Origin of the sequence: Pseudobacteroides cellulosolvens ATCC 35603 = DSM 2933, from assembly GCF_001262605.1 — a bacterium.
GTDB classification, from domain to species: Bacteria; Bacillota; Clostridia; order Acetivibrionales; family DSM-2933; genus Pseudobacteroides; species Pseudobacteroides cellulosolvens.
Genome location: NZ_LGTC01000001.1, coordinates 5879208 through 5900150, shown reverse-complemented (window position 1 = coordinate 5900150; position 20943 = coordinate 5879208). Strand labels below are relative to the sequence as shown.

At 33.4% G+C, this 20943-nt stretch carries 13 protein-coding genes and 1 other RNA gene; 3 read left to right on the top strand and 11 right to left on the bottom strand.

Annotation, left to right across the window (positions count from 1 at the left end; genetic code table 11):
* Positions 1-89: 89 nt before the first annotated feature.
* Positions 90-1946 (bottom strand): LTA synthase family protein, encoded by a 1857-nt coding sequence (locus Bccel_RS24420; protein ID WP_050753801.1) that lies wholly within the window; start codon positions 1944-1946, stop codon positions 90-92.
* A 407-nt stretch (positions 1947-2353) separates the two neighbouring features.
* Between Bccel_RS24420 and Bccel_RS24415 the strand changes: the two genes are divergently transcribed.
* Both Bccel_RS24415 and Bccel_RS24410 read left to right on the top strand, forming a co-directional pair.
* The gene (locus tag Bccel_RS24415) at positions 2354-3328 is read left to right on the top strand and encodes a GDSL-type esterase/lipase family protein (protein WP_036943334.1); all 975 of its coding nucleotides are present in this window, start codon (positions 2354-2356) and stop codon (positions 3326-3328) included.
* 142 nt (positions 3329-3470) lie between these two features.
* Complete coding sequence (locus Bccel_RS24410) at positions 3471-8663, top strand: protein kinase domain-containing protein (RefSeq protein ID WP_036943331.1); 5193 nt, start codon at positions 3471-3473, stop codon at positions 8661-8663.
* A 156-nt stretch (positions 8664-8819) separates the two neighbouring features.
* Here Bccel_RS24410 and Bccel_RS24405 read toward each other — a convergent pair whose 3' ends face one another.
* From Bccel_RS24405 to Bccel_RS24385, 5 genes are all read right to left on the bottom strand, one after another.
* On the bottom strand, positions 8820-10352 hold the full coding sequence (locus Bccel_RS24405) for an extracellular solute-binding protein (protein WP_036943328.1): 1533 nt from the start codon (positions 10350-10352) through the stop codon (positions 8820-8822).
* Between the two features lie 47 nt (positions 10353-10399).
* Positions 10400-12730: a DUF4129 domain-containing transglutaminase family protein gene (locus Bccel_RS24400; RefSeq protein WP_036943326.1), complete on the bottom strand. Its 2331-nt coding sequence runs from the start codon at positions 12728-12730 to the stop codon at positions 10400-10402.
* Between the two features lie 152 nt (positions 12731-12882).
* Positions 12883-14178 (bottom strand): DUF58 domain-containing protein, encoded by a 1296-nt coding sequence (locus tag Bccel_RS24395; RefSeq protein WP_050753800.1) that lies wholly within the window; start codon positions 14176-14178, stop codon positions 12883-12885.
* A 42-nt stretch (positions 14179-14220) separates the two neighbouring features.
* On the bottom strand, positions 14221-15150 hold the full coding sequence (locus tag Bccel_RS24390) for an AAA family ATPase (protein WP_036943323.1): 930 nt from the start codon (positions 15148-15150) through the stop codon (positions 14221-14223).
* A 503-nt stretch (positions 15151-15653) separates the two neighbouring features.
* Complete coding sequence (locus Bccel_RS24385; RefSeq protein WP_036943320.1) at positions 15654-16577, bottom strand: hypothetical protein; 924 nt, start codon at positions 16575-16577, stop codon at positions 15654-15656.
* Positions 16578-16758: 181 nt separating this feature from the next.
* Between Bccel_RS24385 and Bccel_RS24380 the strand changes: the two genes are divergently transcribed.
* Positions 16759-18060 carry a hypothetical protein gene (locus Bccel_RS24380; RefSeq protein WP_050753799.1) on the top strand — a complete coding sequence of 434 codons (1302 nt, stop codon included), beginning with the start codon at positions 16759-16761 and terminating at the stop codon, positions 18058-18060.
* A gap of 75 nt (positions 18061-18135) precedes the next feature.
* On the opposite strand, the gene ssrS is transcribed toward Bccel_RS24380, so the two are convergent.
* From ssrS to Bccel_RS24360, 5 genes are all read right to left on the bottom strand, one after another.
* Positions 18136-18343: non-coding RNA, 6S RNA (gene ssrS / locus Bccel_RS29235), on the bottom strand.
* Positions 18344-18546: 203 nt separating this feature from the next.
* A complete protein-coding gene (locus Bccel_RS24375; protein WP_036943317.1) occupies positions 18547-18804 on the bottom strand; it encodes a putative Se/S carrier protein in 258 nt (85 codons plus the stop codon).
* A 183-nt stretch (positions 18805-18987) separates the two neighbouring features.
* A complete protein-coding gene (locus Bccel_RS24370; protein WP_036943314.1) occupies positions 18988-19668 on the bottom strand; it encodes a TIGR00266 family protein in 681 nt (226 codons plus the stop codon).
* A gap of 12 nt (positions 19669-19680) precedes the next feature.
* Positions 19681-20262: a TerD family protein gene (locus Bccel_RS24365; RefSeq protein ID WP_036943311.1), complete on the bottom strand. Its 582-nt coding sequence runs from the start codon at positions 20260-20262 to the stop codon at positions 19681-19683.
* A 91-nt stretch (positions 20263-20353) separates the two neighbouring features.
* On the bottom strand, positions 20354-20932 hold the full coding sequence (locus Bccel_RS24360) for a TerD family protein (RefSeq protein ID WP_036943308.1): 579 nt from the start codon (positions 20930-20932) through the stop codon (positions 20354-20356).
* Positions 20933-20943: the final 11 nt, after the last annotated feature.

Here is a 20943-nt window from a genome sequence, read left to right as displayed (position 1 = left end):
CATATTGCAAGGCTCCAAGGTTTTATAGTTTCTGCTTAAGATTATCATATGTGAGACTGGTTGTATATAATTCTAATATCCTATCAAACTCAATCTATTTTCTTCTCAAACATCATAAAATGCTGCAAAATACGATAATCTGATATGATTTTATTCTCCTCAGCTGTAGCTTTTTCTGTAGCCTCACCATTAGCCCTTTGATAAACTCTTTTAGTTATGACAGGCAGCTTACCCTTAATATCCCTCAGATAATTAGCATATTCAGAACCTTTGATTCCAATATAGTCCATCAGCTCTATTGACAGATAATTTGAACTAATAGTAGGTGCTTTCCCAACAGGTGCTGGGTTTCCTTGTTCTTTAAGCAGTTCTTTTGCCGCATCATTGCTCCATATAAAATATGGCACTTTATAAGTATTTAGATACGATTCCATACTACCAGAAGTACCCACCTCATAATTCATTGCATTATATCCTGCAAAATTTTCTCCTAAAAAAGGAAGGTGATCAGAAAAGTACAATAAAACAACCGGTTCATCCATATCCTTAAATTCCCCGACTAAAAGCCCTAACGCCTCATCACACTGTTTAAGGCCATTAATATAGTTATTTATCATGTAATAATAATCTTCCTGAACATTTGATTTTTTGCTTAGTACCTGGGAATAACCGGCATTGGTCTTTGCATATGGACCATGATTCTGAATTGTTACTGTAAAATTAAAATACGGTGATTCAGGCTTTTGGCTTAAATACTTGTTGAAATCATCGAGCATAAAATTAACCGCTTTCATATCGGAAACATATTCACCTTTATTAGCATCAATTCCAGTCATATCATCAATAAAAAATCTTCTCTTAAACCCTAAATAATCATAGACATTAAATCTATTATAAAACCATGAATGTCCAGGATGAAATGCCGTTGTAGTGTAATTTTCATTTTTCATTATCCAGGGTAATGCCATTATATTTTTGCGTATATACAATATATACGGATTTGTTATATCATTTGCAATGCCTAATGAGTGTCCTGTGAGGAATGAAAATTCAGTATCCGCAGTACCGCCCCCAAAAACAGTGGTTATAATGTTGCCCGAATAAGCCTCCCTGACTATGGAATTGAAATTAGTCAAAGGATTATTGTCTTGGGTAAATTTAATTCCGGGTACCTTATCAATATTCCAAAATGCCTCACTCATTATTGCAAAAACATGAGGACGTTTGTTAACAGAAGCCTTAGTGTTTTTATACTTTTTAAGAATTTCCTCTGCATACTTAACAGAATATCCTTCAGGCTTGGACATATCGAAAACATGTGCCTTAACAAGAAATGAATATATGAATCCTTTTGATTTTACTACATCAACCTGTGAAAACTCTGATCCATACACTTTAAAGCTGCTGTATAATTTTACATTACCATATAAGGTGCTGTACATCACTATAGAAATTATAACTGAGAGTATTGCACCGATTATTTTTATAGTCCAATTTAATTTTTTTGATTTTATAAATAAAAACAGGCATAGGGAAACAACCAAAAACGCTGTTATGGGAATATAAAACCCTTCATTCAATTGTAATTCGGACAGCTTAAGAACATTAGTGGATTCATTGCCAAGCAGTATATCTGCTGGAACAAACGGTTCATGTCTAAGTTGTATTTTAAAACGATTCACATATTGAATTATTAGAAAAAATATGCCTGATATAAAATATGAAGCCCATAATCTTGACGTGAGAAAATAAATAAACATCATCAAAATTACCAAAGGTAAAGTGTTCATTAAAAAAATCATAGGTGATTTTATAAATCTTACCAGAACTTCAATTGAAAATACCGATGATATAAGAAACCCCATACAGGACAACATTATAGACAGTACTACCAATATAAGAATACTTACCAAAGGATTTTTTATATTAATACAAAATTTTTTCATCAGTTTGATTCCTCTACTCACTTAGGAATGAGTGAAATATTAATTCCAATTTTGGGCGGGTGTTCACGAAGTCAGTGGACACGAAAGTAAAGGTTTTATCGGAAGTTATATTTTCAACATTCCCAAGGCTTTATATACCTAGATTAAAAGTGATAAATGTAAGATTATCAACACTTTTTATCTAGATTACCCCTATGTCACTAATATTATTATAGATCAAAAATCTTTGTAATACAATTAATTACTGTCATTTCCCAATACAGCAACATTAAGTATTGACTTATCTTTATATATAAAATAAAATTCAACTATATAAAAAGTATTATTTATCATCTTCAACAGTATGGTCAATTGCATTATTTCTTGTATAATGGAAATAATGCGGGTAAAGCGAGGGATTTATATTTATGTCAAAATACATATACCCATTAATTATTATATTGCTAACTGCCACATTGACTATAACGTTATTTAATAACTATAAAAAAGAAAATCCTTCTCAAAAACAAACCAAAATTTCTATAAATGGAGAAAATTTATCTATTTCAGCCCCTTTAATATTTGAGGGGGATAATATTCTTGCACCTATAGAGGATGTAGCAAAACCTCTAGGTGCTGTAATTAAATCCAAAAACCAGAACAATATTAGTATTGCAAAAGGGAGTACCGTTCTTGAATTTACTTCAGGCAGTAAAGAAGTTGGGGTATCAGGCAAAATTGAAATGCTGCCCGTTTCAATCATAAAGTCAAAAGGTTCAATAATGGTTCCAGTAAGATATTTAGCTGAGAAATTGGGTGCTGACGTTGCTTGGGATGCACATTCTAAAAGCATTTTGCTGACAATAGGAGGAAAAAACCCAATAGTTTTCTTTGGAGATTCCCTAACAGAAAATTTCGACCTAAACAAGTATTTCCCGGAAGTTATCAATAAGGGTAAAAGCGGTGATACGACTTTTGGGGCACTTGGCCGCCTTGATAAGGTTATTATGGTGAAGCCTAAAGCACTATTTATAATGCTAGGAACTAATGACGTATGGAGAGGTTTTTCTGAAGATATAACTCTGGCAAACTACAGACATATAATAAATATCGTCAAGATAGCTTCCCCTAAAACTCAAATAATTATTCAGTCACTCCCTCCTTTTGGTATTAAAGTACATAACTTTGATCCTAATACTGCAAATACCAAAATTTCGTCTCTCAACAAAGGTCTGCAATCATTAGCAAAAGAATTAAATATTAAGTTTGTAGATATAGGCAGCCTGTATAAAGACAAGGATGGCATGTTAGATACTACTCATACTTCAGACGGCATACACATTAAATTAAGCTCATATCATAAATGGGTAAATGCTATAAAAAAATATGTAATTTCAAATTGATTTTTATATTTAATCTTTATACTCATTTTCAATCATCTTTAAGCATTTTGACTATTATCAAAGTTGAATAATTAGCCGAAATTTATCCTATATAAAAATCACTTTTACATATTTATTTGATCTAAAGCGGAGGCAATATATTATGATCAATTTATCCGGCTATGAAATCAGTGAGCAGATCTTTAAAAGTCCTGAAACAACAGTCTTAAGAGCTAAGCATATTTCCGATAATAGAAAAGTTATCATTAAGGTTTTAAACAACGAATATCCTGCAGCGGATAGGTTGGAAAACTTTCGCAGGGAATATGAGCTAACTAGAAGATTAACAGGCGATAAAGTAATTAATATGTATAGCCTTGATAACTTTGATAATAGCTTGGCCATAGTTATGGAAGATTTCGATGGTAAATCATTGGCTGAAATTTTGAAAACAACTAAATTTACATTGGAAGAAAAATTGTTAATCTCCATTGATATTGCCGATGCTATTATGCAGATTCATAAACAAAAAGTAATACATAAGGACATTAATCCTTTCAACATTCTTTTGAATATAAATACCAAACAAATAAAAATTATAGATTTTGGAATATCAACAGATCTTAAATCAGAAAAACCCCAAAATCTGTTTGTACTGGAAGGAACGCTTCCTTATATTTCTCCAGAGCAAACAGGAAAAGTAAATAGGGCAATAGATTATAGATCTGACTACTATTCTCTTGGTGTTACGCTTTATGAAATTTTTACCGGTCAATTGCCATTTTTGGGGGATGGCCTGGAAATTGCCTATAGTCATATAGCTAAGATTCCAAAAGAGCCAAAGGTAGTTAATAATGAAATTCCAACCGCTATATCGGACATTATTATGAAATTAATGGCTAAAAACGCCGAAGACAGATACCAGAGTATACAAGGCCTTAAATATGATTTGAATTTTTGTCTTGAAAATCTGGAATCAAGACAAAAATTAATTAATTTTGAAACAGCACAGAAAGATTTTTCAGATAAGTTTCAGTTACCTGAAAAGTTGTATGGTAGAGAAAAAGAAATTGAAAATTTGGCTAAGGCTTTTGAGTCACTAAAGTCCAGTGAACTAAGGTTGCTATTGGTAGCCGGTTATTCAGGTATTGGAAAAACCACCATTATAAAAGAGTTCTATAGAATGTCTCTAAATAAAAGCAATTACTTTATATCAGGCAAATTTAATAAAATGCAAAAAAGTAATCCATATAGTGCAATAATCCTTGCATTTAGAGAATTAATGAGGGGTATAATTACTGAATATACAAATATAGAAAAATGGAAAGATATCTTAATTGAAGCTTTAGGCCCTAATGCTAAAATTTTAATAGATCTTATTCCAGAACTAGGGCAGATTATTGGACAACATCCTGAAGTGCCTAAACTCAGCCCGTCTGAGGAAAAAAACAGATTTCTCATGGTATTTCGTGACTTCATAAGAGTCTTTGCCAGAAAAGAACATCCTCTTGTAATATTTTTAGATGATCTACAATGGTGTGATTTTTCAACAACAGATTTTTTAAAGTATATTATCACTACAATTGAAGCCGGTAATTTATTAATTATCGGGTCTTATAGGGATAATGAAATTAATGAAGAACACCCTCTGTTGCAAATGGTGGATGAATTGAAAGGAACTTTTGGTAGTGATGGGTTTCTTAATAAAATACTTTTAGAACCGCTTCCGGAGCATGTGGTAAACCAAATGGTTGCAGACACATTAAAACGCCATTATTCAGATACATATATGCTTACAAACTATATTTACAGGAAAACTAAAGGGAATGCATTTTTTGCCAGACAATTTTTATACTCCCTGCATCAAAAAGGTGCATTTAAGTTTGATTATGATAAGCATACGTGGAATTGGAGTCTGGAAGAATTAGATGAGGTTCATATAAGTGATAATGTTGTAGAGTTCTTAATACAATCACTAAATATGCTTCCTGCGGATTCATTGAAAATTCTTAAGAAAGCATCATGTATTGGTAATTCTTTTGATTTAAGGACCCTTTATCTTATATGCAATGAATTTGAAAATATTTCTGATGCATTATGGACAATAATTGATAAAGACCTTATTATTCCTTTGAATAATGATTATAGGCTGCTATACATGCCAAAAGAGGAATTGATTAAATCCAGTATGGATATAAGATTCCATTTTAGCCATGACAAAATTCAGCAAGCTGCTTATTCACTGTTTTCTGATGAAGAAAAACTGGCAATACACCAAGAAATAGGAAAAACTTTATTCGAATCATATACCGTTGAAAATAGCATTGACAGCAGTATCTTTGAAGTAATAAACCATTTAAATATTGCAAAAGATCTGCTTATAGAAAAAAATGAACGCTTTAATCTTATGGAATTGAATTTTAAAGCTGGAAAGCAAGCTAAGGGTAATAGTGCTTATGATATAGCTATAAATCACTTCAATGTTGGAAAAAGTCTGCTGACTAAAGCGGAATGGAAGGAATGCCCAGAAAAGTTATTTGAGTTTTCTTATGAGCTTACTGAATCTAACTATTTAGCAGGTAAAATAGAGAATTCTCTTGATTGTTGTAGTCGTTTACTTAAATCCGCCTCAAATAATATACAAAAAGCCCGTGCCATTTCTTTAAAAGCAAAGATACTTGATAATAAAGGAGAAAAAAAAGCTTTAGTTATTGATGAGGTTAGAAAAGGATTAAAATTACTTGGGGTTCATTTGCCTGAAGATGCTGAACAAATCGACCGCAGGCTTAGCCAGGGGATAACAAAAATGCAGGCTTATTTGGATAAATGTTCTATAGAAAGTTTTGTTAATCTTCCAAAAATGACAGATGAAAGCAGAAAAATGGTAATGCAGCTCTTTTTTCAGGTACAACCAGCCACATTCCAATATTATCCTCCTTTAAACTTTTTAATACAAATTATTATGTTTGATATGGCATTATCTTATGGAACTACACAAGTATCCTGTAAGAATATTGCTGAATGCGGAATTATATACGGCCCATTACTAAATAATTATGATATGGCATATCGCTTTGGTCAAACAAGCTTCGTACTTTTAGAAAAACTTGATGCAAAACTCTATAAAGCAGGCTGTTATTTTATTTTTGCTACTTTTATATCTCACTGGAAAGCTCATTATTCCGAAAGTCTGAATTATTTTGATATGTGTCTAAAGAATGCATTAGAAACAGGTGATATTGAACATGCTGTTTATTCCTGTACCCATAAGTTAAAACATATACTTTACTCAGGAATTAACCTTAATGATTGCAGGATAGAAGGAGAAAATGTACTGAAATTTTTTAAAGATGTAAATATTTCATTCTTGGAACCTTCAATTAGAATTTTTCTTAATTTCATAAAGCAGCTGCAGTCAACATACAACTATGAAGTTGAAAATTCTTTGCTTCAAGAAGCATTACTGTCTCAAAATATTTGGTTATTGTGTGTATTCGGGCAATGTAATTTAATTTCAAATTACGTATTAGAAAATTTTGAAGCTGCTGATAGATGGAATACGTTTACCCAACCTTACTTGAACGGCGGAACAGGTCACTTTTCAATGCCTGATCACATTATGTTCCAGTCTTTGGTGCTTATAAAAAAATACGAAAAATCAGCAGAAAATGAAAGACAAATATTAGTTGATTCCATTGTGAAAAATGTGGAGATATTAAAAGTTTGGTCAGATAACTGCCCTTCCAATTTTGCACATAAATACTATTTAGTTTGTGCAGAATTGGCAAGGGTTCAAAATAAATCCTTGGAATCAATTGTAGTTTTATATAATAAAGCACTAAACTCCATAGCCCCTGGCGATTTTATAAACATGAAAGCATTGATAAATGAATTGTTAGGTGAATTCTGGATAAATAGGGATGATAAATTTATAGGAAAAGCATATATAAAGGAGGCATATTATTTTTATACAAAATGGGGTGCATTTTCAAAAATACGAATATTGGAAAAGAAATACGCCCACTTCTTTACAGATTTCAGCAAGCTTAATTTCAAGTTTGCCAGCCCAAATAAGAAACACATTAATACCAAGTTTACCGAAGCACTGTCTCTTGACCTTGGGTCTATACTAAAAGCTACACAGGCTATTTCAAGTGAAATAAAAATTGATAAACTGCTAAAAGTGCTCATGAATACTATTATTGAAAACGCCGGTGCACAATCCGGGTGTCTCATACTAAAAAGAGAAACAAAAAACGATTTATATGTAGAGGCATTAAAAAGCAGAGATGATGAAGAAATTCAAGTTATGCAGTCTATACCTTTTAACGACAGCAAGGATTTTTGCCCTGAGATAGTCCAGTATGTGGTTAGAACCAGAGAAAATATCGTAATTGATAACGCTTCCAAAAACCCAAATTTCCAAAACATTAAATATGTTTTAGATAATAAAACAAAATCTGTTATGTGTATGCCAATTATATACCAGAATGATCTTAAAGGCATAATTTATTTGGAAAACAACCTGCTTGAAAATGTATTTACCATTGAAAGGCTGGAGACATTAAAAATAATTTCCTCCCAAATAACTATATCTATCGAAAATGCACAGCTTTATGAGAACCTGGAAGAGAAAGTCAGACAACGGACTGAACAATTAGAGCTGGCAAATAATGAATTAAAAGAATTGGCATTGCATGATCCTCTAACAAGATTGCATAACAGAAGATACGTATATGAGTATATTACAGGCTTATCTGAGAGCTTTGTCAAATCAAAAGCAGCAGTATATTATAACAGGCAAAAAAGAGACTTAAGTATAGGAAATAATGTTATAGGTATATATTTAATTGATATAGATTTTTTCAAGAATGTCAATGATACTTATGGTCATGCTACTGGGGATGAAGTGCTTATTAAAATAACCAAGGTGTTAAAAAGCCTTATAAGGGATGACGATTATATAGTACGCTGGGGTGGTGAAGAATTTTTAATTATTCTGAACAAGACAAAAGTTGAATACTTAACGGTATTTTCAAAAAAGGTTTTGACTCTTGTCAGTGAAACTCCTCTAGAATTACCTGAAGGCAAAAAAATATATATAACCTGCTCAATAGGATGCACATATTTGCCATTTGAACCGGAAATATCAGATCTGTTTACCTTGGAACAAACCATAAATATTAGCGATTTTGCCATGTACAAAGCAAAGGAAAAAGGGCGAAACCGTGCAGTACATGTTAATTTACAGAACTTAAACAACTTAAGCAGAGAAGAAATAAAGACTTATTTGGCAAATTTGAAAAGAAATTCAGATGTGGATGATAAATTTATCACTATTGAAGAGATAGAATAATGATTCATTATAACTCCAATTTAACTAACTTTAAAAAAGATGTGGTAGATTCAAAATATAATTAAAAAAATATTGTGTCGTGTAAAAAAGCTTTATGTTTACATAGTGAACAGTAATATAAAAAGGGCTGCACAAATTGTCAGCCCTTTTTTTATATCATTCTACAGTTATATCAACAACTGAATTCTTAACCCTGTTTTTAAATGCTTTGATTAATTCATCCTTGGTTTTGAATTCACCACCATTCAAGTAAAATCCCAAATTGTTTGTATAAATATTTTGGATTTCACTATCATACTCAGTAAATATACTTCCATCTATGTCCTTAATAAATGGTTCATAGAACTTGTATATATCAATACCCATTATCTTATTTTCTTCGCCATACCCCTCAGCGATTACTTGTAAGTTATTGGGAAAATCCTTACTTTCATGAGCCCATTTTCTCATTAAATCTTCATTTGTTGTAAAATATTTTACAAATTCCCAAGCAATATCTTGATTTTCAGACTTGCTGTAAATACCTAACCATGTACCATTCCAGAAATATGGAATTCCAGGTCTGGCTAATCCCCATCTTCCCCCATTGGCTGCCTGTTTATCATTTGATCCAATTATCCAGGGAATGCCCCAGGATGGGCACGCCCAAACTAGAGCCTTCTCATCATCAGCTATGGCAGCTGACCAATCTGGTGACCATTGATCAAGTGTAGCCTCATACTTATTGTCTCTCATATCTTTTGCAAAATCTATAAAGTCTAAGGCTTTTTGATCTATTGTAAGTTTACCATCAGTTACCCACCCCTTGCTGCGTCCTGCCATAAACATTCTAAGCGGTTCCTCGAAGGTTGGAAACAGTGCTACTTTTCCTTTGCTTTTCTCCTTTAATGTTTGTGCTGCTGCTATCATTTTATCCCTTGTTGACAGCATCTCAGAAATCTTTAAAGGATCATCTGTCCCCAGGTACTTTTTAGCAGCATCCTTTTTATATGCCAAAGCACCTGGTGCTCCAATAGGTGAAACAGCTCTTAATACTCCATTTTTGTCAGTTCCCATTTCAACAGTATAAGGTATCATATTACCAACATAATCCTTAGCCCTATCAGTTATATCTGCAAAAGCATCCGTCATTTCCACAAATTGCTTAATAAAAGCAGCTTCTCCAGAAAATACATCGGGAACATCTAAATGTGCTCTTATCCTGGAAATAAGCCTATTCTGGTATAAATAATCCTTATCAGTTACCGCTACAGCATTAACTTTAATGTTTGGATAAGCCTCATTAAATGCTTTAACAAATTCAGGCATCTCATCCTTATTAAAATGCCAGAATGTAAGCTCTCCTTTTTTATTGCGGCTTATAACTTTTGAATATTTTCTACCTTTTGTTTTATCAGATGAAAGCAAAACTTCTTGTAACCTATCATCCCATTCAACCCCAAAACCGGCTAAATCAGCCATAGGCCTTAATGGTAGATATGTCCTGCCATTTATTATAACAGGTGAAATCTTCGAGCCGTCAGTTTCTTTTAAAACTTGCTCTTCATCATCTAAATAGATTTTTATATTATCATTTACAATAGCCTCAATTTTTCTTACGGTATTATAACTCCAGACAATACTAATAGCAGCGATGCAGGTAATGGATATTACAAAAACACCCAATAAAACTCTTAATGATCTCTTCATGTTAAATTTCCCCCTATTTCATTTAATTACAACTAAATTTAGTCCCATTATATGAAGATTGACCTTATTTTACCGACCCTCTTTTTAATATCCTTTTCAACATCAACAAAAGTTTCCATTGCTACTTTAACATCGTCTTTTGTGGGTATAATTCCCCCATACCTGGACCTTACAAACATCTCTGAAATACTTTCCAATTGAAGTCCAACCTCCTGTGAAATCCTTGTAGAGTAGTTTGATGGCGTTTCATAATTCTTTATTCCCATTCCGATTTTACCAAGCAATAGTGTTATCCTTCTATATATTCCTTCAATAGACTCTTTACAAGGATATTTTACCATTCTCCTTTTCCACATTCCTTTTCTGATCAATATAATCAGCTTTATAGTAAATAATGCATCAATTATTATGACAGGTATCAAAAATGTTCTTGTCCATACAGGCAGACCCATGAAAAAACCTATTACTAAGCTTACAAATGATCCAATACTTTCACCGACTTTCTTAAAGAAAGCTATTATCTCTTCTGTTGTATCCTCTGCACTTACAGTGGGTTCAAACACCATCCATCCGTATCCTGCAATATAAACCTCTGGAAATGCATGAGCATGTTTATCCCTTACCACATACTTCTTTGTAGCATGATCATATTCTCTTGCCACATATCCTTCCACATACCTGGCAGGCAGCCCTGCAGCCCTTGCCAGTATTACCATTGATGAAGCAAACTGCACACAAACTCCTTTTTTACTCTCAAACAGAAAAAAGTCGTTGTAATCTTTATTTCCTGTAAGCTTTGGGGGTTTAAGGCTGTATTTATATCCTGATGAGTGGAAGTAATTTTGAATAGCCAAAGCTTTGAGATAATCGCTATCCTTACCTGCCGTTATCTTTTCCGCCAGATTATATATTCTCTCAGGCAGGTTGTCCGGAAGTCCTGTATAGTATCTTGATGCTTCCTCATAATCATCGTCGGAATAAATTAGATTTAAAAGTTGCTTATAATCTATTTCGCCTGCAAGAGAAATTTTATTTTTATCATTTTTCTCTAATAGAGAATCAATAATATCAGGCTTTAATATTTTTACAGTCTGAAATTCTCTTGTCGAAGGAACCATGTTGTGAGAAATATAACTTACTGTATACTCTGCATTCATTAATGGCCGGTTTCTGCTCTGACAAATTAAATTCTCTGCAATAGTAAAATATTCATTATTCCTTATTTTACTCTCTACAGAAACAACCCCGGGAGGTGTCATATACGAATATGAAAAGGCAGTTCTGGGAATAACTGATGCTTTCTTCTGTTCCAGTAAAGTGGATTTGTATTTATACACGCTTTCAAAAGGTTTTAACTCTTTAGGTAGCTCCTTTTTATTTTCATACTGATTTAATAACGTTACAAAACTATTTATAAACCCCTGCTTCTTGGAATGAAAAATAAAATCTCCCTGTTTTTGCATATATTCATCACCGTTGGACCAACGGTTGTTCTCATATTTATCCCAGCTTTGAACTCTTAAGTACAGTGGCTCATCAGCTTCCACCTCAAAAAGTACCCTGCTTCCTACAGGTACTCCTGCAGAAGTTATATAACTTTCCCTTTTTAAAGTCATTGGATTAAAGAGTCTGAAGTTATTCTGGTTTTGTATTGCATTTTGAACCGCATTACCAAATGGTTGTATAGTCTGATTAATAATAGTATCCAGATACACTATTTGTGGAACGGAATAAGGCTTTGGAACAATAATGGATATCATAGTAGTCAATAAAAGAAATAAAATCATGGCAGCCATATAGGATCGATTTCTTACAAATTCAAATTTTATTTTATTTACAGATTTATTTTTTGATCTTTCAATTAATAGTGAAAAGAAGAACACCGCATACATTACAAAGGGTAATGATATTTCCTTGTCAGATTTGGCTGAATGGAATAAAAACGGGATGAACCCTACCATGAATAATACCCAAATCCTGAAGTTTACAGCCGTGAAATAAAAAACTGTTGTTGAAAACATGTAGGCTGATATAAGAATAGTACCTATCCAGTATCCAGGTATCAAAGCTCCGTTATCAGACTGAGAAAGAAGCCAGCCAAGAAAGTGCCCTCCTTGGGTATAACCTGTACTCATCAATGTAAAAATAGCTAATGAAAAATAAGCAACAGACCCAAGAATAAATATGAAACCTCCACTGCTGCCCCTCTTTTTGACTGCTATTAGTGCCATATATAATAAACTGTTTGTAAAAAACGCTATTAATAAAGTAAAAACAATATTCGCTCCAAATATTGAATCTACAGTCCACCATGTAAGTGCTGTTGAAAACATAAGAGGAAAAATATAATATTTTAATTCTAGAATTTTCTCTTTCATTCTGCCCGTATTCCTTTCCTCAGGACCTCATCCATTATTAATCAATCATGCCTTAGTCATGTTGAAATATAACTTCCCGTATAATTTCGCTTTCGTGTTAACTTAACTCGTGAACACACGCTCAAAACGGTAAGTAATATTTCAATCATGCCTTAAAATGCCTCAGACAGATCCATTCCCATAGGAACTTCATATATTGTCCCCTGATCGGTCTGATCAATTTTTACTCTATTTTTGTTATCATTTTCAATATTTTTAACTGCAACCAAATTAACATAATACTTATTAAAGTTTAACTGACCAACAGCCTCCATAAGCTTATCGTCGACAAGACCGGTAAATATAATAACTTCACCGCCGCCAAAATTCCGGCTGTTCTTCTTTTGCTCCATGAGATTTCTAACAGGCATTCTTAAGTCTCCTGGTACATCTTTATTTTCAACAAAATTATAAGCCGCAAATACATTCTGCATCTCTCCGATATTCTTTTTTTCTCTCACAGAAAAAAGCTTCCATTGGCCATCCTCATAAAACCAAATATCCGATTCACTGTTGGTTGATACAGTACCATGTGCTACTGCAAGTACAGCTTCAAGTATTTTTTCTTCAATAAAAATCGTATCATCACTTTGCTGAATCTTTGGCCTGTTAAAAAGTCTGCTGATAAAGTTGCCCTTTTCGCTTTCAACAACTTTTACAAGACAGGGATCAATTATAAGGCACTTTTTTGGAATACTCCTGCCTTCATCCTTTCTGACCATTAATGTTTCCTTTTTAGCAGACAACTTCCAGTGTATTTTATGAAGAGGATCGCCCGGCACATATTCTCTGAACTCATAACCCGGTTCACCATTGGTAATGACCATGTTATTTGTGGTCATGCTGTTATCCTCGGGCATTAAAGCCAGTGATGTGTTTTGCATTATTTTACTGTTAAGATTTATACTGTAGAGCCTTGGTATTACCGTTACTTCCCCCCACATTTTACTCAAATCCATACCTTTTGTGAGATTTATCCTAAAAAAGCCCAGATAATCCTTAATAAAAATACTCTCAACTCCAATTTTGCTCACACCACGAGTTAATGCAAAATACTCAAAAGATATTGTTTTTTTCATCCTTGAACCAAGTGAAAGTCGTATGTCAGTAGAAGATAAATTACTGAAATTATGACTTTTTATGAATGAAATATCCATAAAGGGAACCGGCAATATGGATTTATTGTGTATGTGGAGATTAACCTTCACTACACCATCCTTTTCAACTTCCACTGTTGGGGCATCTATGGAAAACTCAATTCTTCCCTTGAGAGGTATTGTAAGAATAATTGATGTCAGTAGTGCAAATATGAGCATGTAAAGCATGAGCATAGTGTTGTCTCCGCCTAGAAAATAGGAGTAAAGATAAAGTACAACACCCATAGTTATGTAAACAATAAAATTCCTCATGATTCAAATCCTTTATATCAAAGTTGATAATAAAACAAGAGACTATAATACAGGCACTTTAACATTCTTTATACAGCCTAATACAACATCTGCAGCAGTAACATTTTTCATTTTTGCACCTGAACCCATAATAATTCTGTGTGCAAGAACGGGAACAGCCATTTGCTGTATATCATCCGGCACAACATAATCCCTTCCCTTAATGAAAGCCCAGGCTTTTGCTGCCCTGTACAAGTTAAGACTTCCTCTAGGACTTACACCAAGTATAACGTCAGGACTTTTACGGGTCTCCTCAACGATATCTATAATATATTCCTTAAGTTCAGGTTCTATCCTCACCCTTTTAGCCTGTTCCTGCAAGTCCAATATGTCACTGGTACTTGCAACAGACTCTAAAGCTGGTGCAGGATTACTGCTTCCAAACCTATCCAGTATAACCATTTCGCCTTCCCTGCCTGGATATCCTATTGTTAGCTTTAGAAAAAATCTGTCCATCTGAGCTTCAGGCAGAGGATATGTACCAAAACATTCCACTGGATTTTGAGTTGCAAGAACCATAAATGGACGGGGTAAGCTATAAGTTTTTCTGTCAACTGTAACCTGAAACTCTTCCATAATTTCAAGAAGACTGGACTGGGTTTTTGGAGATGTTCTATTAATTTCATCGGCAAGAAGGAAATTACACATGGCAGCTCCTTCCCTATATTCAAATTCCCTTGTGGACGGATTGAACATGGAAAATCCCATAACATCCGACGGCATTACATCTGGAGTAAATTGAATCCTGTGAAAAATACCATTAACAGATCGTGCAAGGGCTCCTACAATTTGGGTCTTACCAACCCCAGGAACATCTTCTATAAGTACATGTCCATCACACAAAAGTGCTGTGACAAGCTGTTCCAATACAGGCCTTTTACCTACTATTATTTTCTCAATGTTATCAAGCAAAACCTTTATACTATTGTTCATTATACAATATGCTCCTTATCTTTATAACTTTTTTAATCTATAGCTAAATGTTATGCAATAATCATTTTACATTTTTAAATATTATTGCAAAACATCTTCCTTTATCCATATGTTGCGAAAAATTCATTTTTATAATGCAAATGCAAACGATTCAACTGCATTTGATTATGTAAAATCTTTTTCGTAACTTATATAGTCCTCTGTAGTTTTTGCTGTAGTTTTTGCTGTAGTTTTTGCTGTAGTTATTACTTGATTATTCGACAAAGACTGCTTTATTTCCTGCATAAAAGATTCTCACCCCCACACCCTATTATCGCTCCATCATTTAGCCAAATATATCTTCTAAACTAAACCTCTTATTATCATTCATAATTCTTGTCCACCTTTTTATTAAGATAATATGAACCATATCAATAATTCTATCAAAAAATAGATTCTTTGTAAAACCAAGTAAAATTCATAAGGGATAGCATATGCTACCCCTTATGAATTGATTAAAAATATTAATCATCTAGCCCAAACTCTTGCAACATATTTTTTTCAGCTTCTACCGCTCCTGGAAAATCAAATTTCTGTGGTGGGCTGAATTCATTAAACGGAAATTCGATTGTTTCAAAAAGTTCACATGGGTTTTCTTCTGTTGCTGCTATGCATTCTTTGTTCGGGAAGCAGAAATCAAATGCTGGAATAAGAAGCTGTACAAGTCTTACCAATTTAATTATAGAGAATAATCCAAGACTTACAACTACTCTTCTTCTTGGTATCTGATTTACAGGTCCTATATCACCGTTGCAATCATCATCTTCTACTCCAAGGGTATCTGCAATACCTCTAGGTATCTGATCTATGCAACAGCAATCTTCGAAGCATTTATCAAGAATATCCTGTATTTTTGCATTTAATGCTATAGGTTCAGCAACTTCCACTTTAGCTATTGGCAAATTATCCTGCTGCAATTTTGATCCTAAATTGATTTCTTTTTTATCTATCCTGCAATCGCCTTTGAAGTGTGATTTAAATATTTTGACATTACCTTCGGAACCAAACAGGATAACCTTTTTGTCAAATACAACGAGACCTCTTCTTGTAACAATATCCACTCCGCCGTTATCCGGTACAAAGAAATCCAGTGTTACCCTAATAAAGAATTTTACATCAACTGTAAAGAATCCTCTCTTAAACGGAACTTCTTCTATATCCGCATAAACATCAACTACTTCAGCGCATCTTACTTTTACATTTATCGCTTCATCAACGATATTTTGTATATTGTGTTTGAATATTACTCTTGCGTTTTCTATACAATCCTTTTCCCTACATGAATCATATATTTTTTCCACTTGAATACAAACTGCTTCCCGGATTTTACACAAGTCCTTTTCGGATAAAAGCCCAGGAACTACTTTGTCATGTTTTTCATGTCCCATAATTATCCCCCTTATATAAGGAATTATCACTATCAATTACATAATATGTAGTTTATAAGTTTTTGTTACTTAAGAAACCAAAGAAATTTAAATTTAATTTTAGACTTGTATGCAAATTGCTGTATATATATTTTTTTTATGCATATTAATTTAATATGATTAATGTTTCAAGGTATAAGAAATGTATAACTCTAGAAATAAACAGTACTTGTTCAAACAGTCTACCGGAAGTATATTGAACTTTTATTCTGACGAAAGGTATGGCTTGTGTTATAGTACTCTATCAAAAAGAAATACCTGGTCGGAGCCCATTTCAATAAATAAGAACTTTTTACCCCCATTCTATATAGATATGGACTTCGAGGACAACTTTCATATTTTGTTCCAGGATAAACAAGGAAATATTTTTTATACTTTTCTAGACAAATCAAATGTAAATACTTTGCAGGTATTAAAAAGTAACGTGGCTACTTCCTATAATAAATATCTCAAATTAATAGTTTCAAGAAATACTATAAATATATTCTTTATAATAGACCATAATAACTCACATATACTTGCACACCAAACTATTAATGGTAAAGCAATCAACCCTCCTAAAGTAATTGACTATGTACTAAAAAATGATCATCCGTATTCTTTATTAACAGATAAATCAGGAAATATTTATGTATTCTACCAGGTATCAGATGGGAAGTATCTTCAAATTGGCTTTAAGAAATACAATCCCAATCAAAAAATCTGGGGAGAATTTACTCCCGTTACAAGATTTAATGGAGATTGCCAGTTTCCAAAAACAGTAATAGATAATAAGGACATTATAAGCATAATATATCAAAGAAAAACTGATAAGCAAATAGAACTTATATATCAGCAAAAGGTGCCGGAGCGTAACATGTGGAGCTCCGAGACAATTATTCAGACTTCATCCTATGCATTCAATAACTCGTCAATCATCCTTCTAAACGGAAATATTATAGTTTATTGGATAAGAGATGATAGCATATACTACAGCATGTCAAGTGACCTGGGAAAAACATGGACCAAATCTTCTAAATTCATTTTTCCTGCTAGTAAACAGCTTCTTTGCTTTAGTTATAAATCAAACAACCCTTATGAAAGTGACAGTATATATGCAAGAGAGATTCCAGGAAGCTATTTAAATGGATACAAGCTGGCTTTCCATCAGAATAGCACCAATAATACAAGCATATCGACAGATGAACTGAAAAGCATGATTGTAGATGGCATGCATCTTTTGAAGGGTAATGTTGAAGACCTCTTTGAAGCAGACAACTCAATCAAAGAAAGCATTTCAAAAATTGATAACATGTGTAAAACCATTCACAAGGAACTAATTAAGCAATCGGTTAAAATAACATATCTTGAAAATGAAATTGGAAAATTGAGAAGTAACATGAAATTTAGTGAAGAAAGTTCAACTTCTGACGATTATAAAATACAGAATAGCAAAGATGAGTAATTTCTTTCCTTAAACAATAAATAAAAATAATATTATAAAAAGTTCCTTTCTTTTGGAAAGGAACTTTTTATCACGGTTAAACCCAAAATGCCGTTCACCTAGATTTTGACACCTAGCCCAAGCTAGGTGGGTGTCCTGCTATAAGTTTTTAGCTTCCACTGCCGTTGCATCCATAAAAGAATGTCGGAATTAGGTTGTGGCCTGCTATACGCCTCTAAACGCAGACTCCCGTATTAACGTTGTAGGTTCAAAATATAGGCACTGTCGAACATCCCAGGAGTACCAAAACATTTAATATAGAGTTATTATACCACCAAAGTCTATTGAATAACAATTGACCATTTTTTATTTATATCCTGTTTAAACACAATGGCACTTATAAAACTTTTTATTTCTCTTTTATTCAAAGTCTATATATGTTTTGCACTTTTCATATATATTAATTATTAATTATTTAATTATTACTTATATAAAAATCAATTAATTTTACTTAATTAAAGTATACTTATTCTTTTTAAACCCTGGCTTTACTTGATATATCTCCAGAATAGGCATTTTATTTACATAAGCCTCATTCACAACTAAATCCATGTATTCCTCAGGAAACTTTAAGCAATAACCGCATCCGCTTTTTGCTATATGACAAGGAACTGAAACCACCTCAAAGACATATCCTTTTTTCTCCAAAATCGAACACAATTTATACACATAATTGCCAGATTCCATAATTCCCAGACAATCCATAAGCTCACCCCAAATTCATATCGTGTATTAGTTTATGTTGTCATCGGAACATTTGATACTAAGGCATTAATGAAAAATATCATTATCTCTTATTCATAATTTCCCACGAATCAAAAAGGCTTATGCCAATTATTTTGCTGACATAAGCCTTCATTCTATATTAGTTTTTAATAAAATCATAATTTACCTATTTGGAGGCATAAATTGTCTTATCCATGAACCAAAACCTTTTGGATTCCTTGTTTGTATTAAAATGGTTCCTGGCCCACGGAATCTGCACACAATTCCCTCACCGGAAGTAATACTGGAAATCCATCCGCTTGCAGCCTTTTCCATTTTATAGCTCATATAATCAGGCCATGCAACGAGATGACCATTATCAATAAGAATTTCTTCCCCAGCTTCAAGATTTATAGCATGTATTGTCCCATACGAGCTTAAAAATACCATCCCTCTTCCACTGACTTTCAATATGAAGAATCCTTCCTGCGAGAATATTCCCTTAAACAGATTCTGCATCTGCGTGGACACTTCTATTCCATGAGTAGCAGCTAAAAAACCATCCTTTTGAACACAAAGTCCATATGATCCATCGAGTTCTATATCTTGAACTCCTCCTGGAGATGATGCTGCTAGTAATACTGACCCTGGACCTTTTCTAGCATAAAGAGTCTGGAAAAAGAATTTCTCTCCTGCCAGCATTCTTCCTATTCCCTGCAGAAATCCACCTTCCATTTTTCCCTCAAGTTCAATAGAGGGTGACATGGATACCATTGCATTAGACTCAGCTTTAATTAATTCTCCTTGTTGCAGACGTGCTTCAACAATAGGAAATGCTCCCTGATATAGTATTTTATAATCCACTATTATCCCTCCTTATCCTACCTGAAGCCCAAAATTACCGCAAAGAGCTCTTAACCCTCCCTGAAAACCGCTTCCAACAGCATTGAACTTCCATTCTCCGCTGTATCTATAGATTTCGCATACAACAATTGCTGTTTCTACTGAAAACTCTTCAGCAAGATCATATCTTAAAACTTCCTCATTTGTCTCTGCATTTACAACACGAACAAATGCATTTGATACCTGCCCGAAGTTCTGATGTCTACCTTCTGCATCATGAATAGTAACAGTTATAGCTATTTTATGTATTTCAGCTGGTACTTTGCTAAAATCCATTATTAACTGTTCATCATCACCCTCACCCTCTCCGGTTCTGTTATCACCAGTATGGATTAGACAGTCATTTCTGCCTTTTAAATTATTATAGAATATAAAATCGTCATCTCTTAAAGCTTTTCCATTTTCACCAAGCAAAAAAGCAGATGCATCAAGGTCAAAGGCACTTCCGCCGGAATACTTGTTGGTGTCCCATCCTAATCCAATTATAACCTTAGTCATTCCCGGATTGGTTTTAGTTAAATCTATTTTTTGCCCTTTTACCAAATTTATTGCCATAATTTATCACCTCGTCCAAAAATAAAGTACGGCGTTTCAAATAAAATATTTGAAACGCCAATTTATATGTTATTTTATTATATAACAATCTTTATATATTAATACCGAAGTTACCGCACAATGCAGCTAAACCACCCTGGAAACCACTTCCAACCGCATTAAATTTCCATTCTGTACCATTTCTGTATAACTCACCTACAACAACAGCAGTTTCAACGCTGAAGTCTTCGCCTAGATCATATCTTATAAGCTCTTCGTTGGTATCTTCCTTAACAATACGTATAAAAGCATTGGATACTTGTCCAAAATTTTGTCTTCTTTGCTCAGCGTCATGTATAGTTACTGTGAAGTCAATTTTTGAAACTTCTGCAGGAACTTTACTTAAGTCGATCTTTATCTGCTCATCGTCTCCATCACCATCACCTGTGAGGTTATCTCCCATATGTGTAACAGATCCTGATGCATGGTTCAAATTGTTATAGAAAACAAAATCCGCATCACTCTTTACTTTACCAGCGTCATCTAATAAAAATGCAGCGGTATCGAGGTCAAAATCAGATCCTCCATCATACTTATTAGTATCCCAACCCAATCCTACCATAATCTTTGTAAGACCTGGATTAGTTTTTGTTAAATCAACCTTTTGTCCTTTTTGTAAACTTATTGCCATTAAAAAATCCC

Coding starts and splice junctions, on each gene's coding strand:
- Bccel_RS24420 (WP_050753801.1), bottom strand. CDS start 1,946: ATGAAAAAATTTTGTATTAATATAAAAAATCCTTTGGTAAGTATTCTT.
- Bccel_RS24415 (WP_036943334.1), top strand. CDS start 2,354: ATGTCAAAATACATATACCCATTAATTATTATATTGCTAACTGCCACA.
- Bccel_RS24410 (WP_036943331.1), top strand. CDS start 3,471: ATGATCAATTTATCCGGCTATGAAATCAGTGAGCAGATCTTTAAAAGT.
- Bccel_RS24405 (WP_036943328.1), bottom strand. CDS start 10,352: ATGAAGAGATCATTAAGAGTTTTATTGGGTGTTTTTGTAATATCCATT.
- Bccel_RS24400 (WP_036943326.1), bottom strand. CDS start 12,730: ATGAAAGAGAAAATTCTAGAATTAAAATATTATATTTTTCCTCTTATG.
- Bccel_RS24395 (WP_050753800.1), bottom strand. CDS start 14,178: ATGAGGAATTTTATTGTTTACATAACTATGGGTGTTGTACTTTATCTT.
- Bccel_RS24390 (WP_036943323.1), bottom strand. CDS start 15,150: ATGAACAATAGTATAAAGGTTTTGCTTGATAACATTGAGAAAATAATA.
- Bccel_RS24385 (WP_036943320.1), bottom strand. CDS start 16,577: ATGGGACATGAAAAACATGACAAAGTAGTTCCTGGGCTTTTATCCGAA.
- Bccel_RS24380 (WP_050753799.1), top strand. CDS start 16,759: ATGTATAACTCTAGAAATAAACAGTACTTGTTCAAACAGTCTACCGGA.
- Bccel_RS24375 (WP_036943317.1), bottom strand. CDS start 18,804: ATGGATTGTCTGGGAATTATGGAATCTGGCAATTATGTGTATAAATTG.
- Bccel_RS24365 (WP_036943311.1), bottom strand. CDS start 20,262: ATGGCAATAAATTTGGTAAAAGGGCAAAAAATAGATTTAACTAAAACC.
- Bccel_RS24360 (WP_036943308.1), bottom strand. CDS start 20,932: ATGGCAATAAGTTTACAAAAAGGACAAAAGGTTGATTTAACAAAAACT.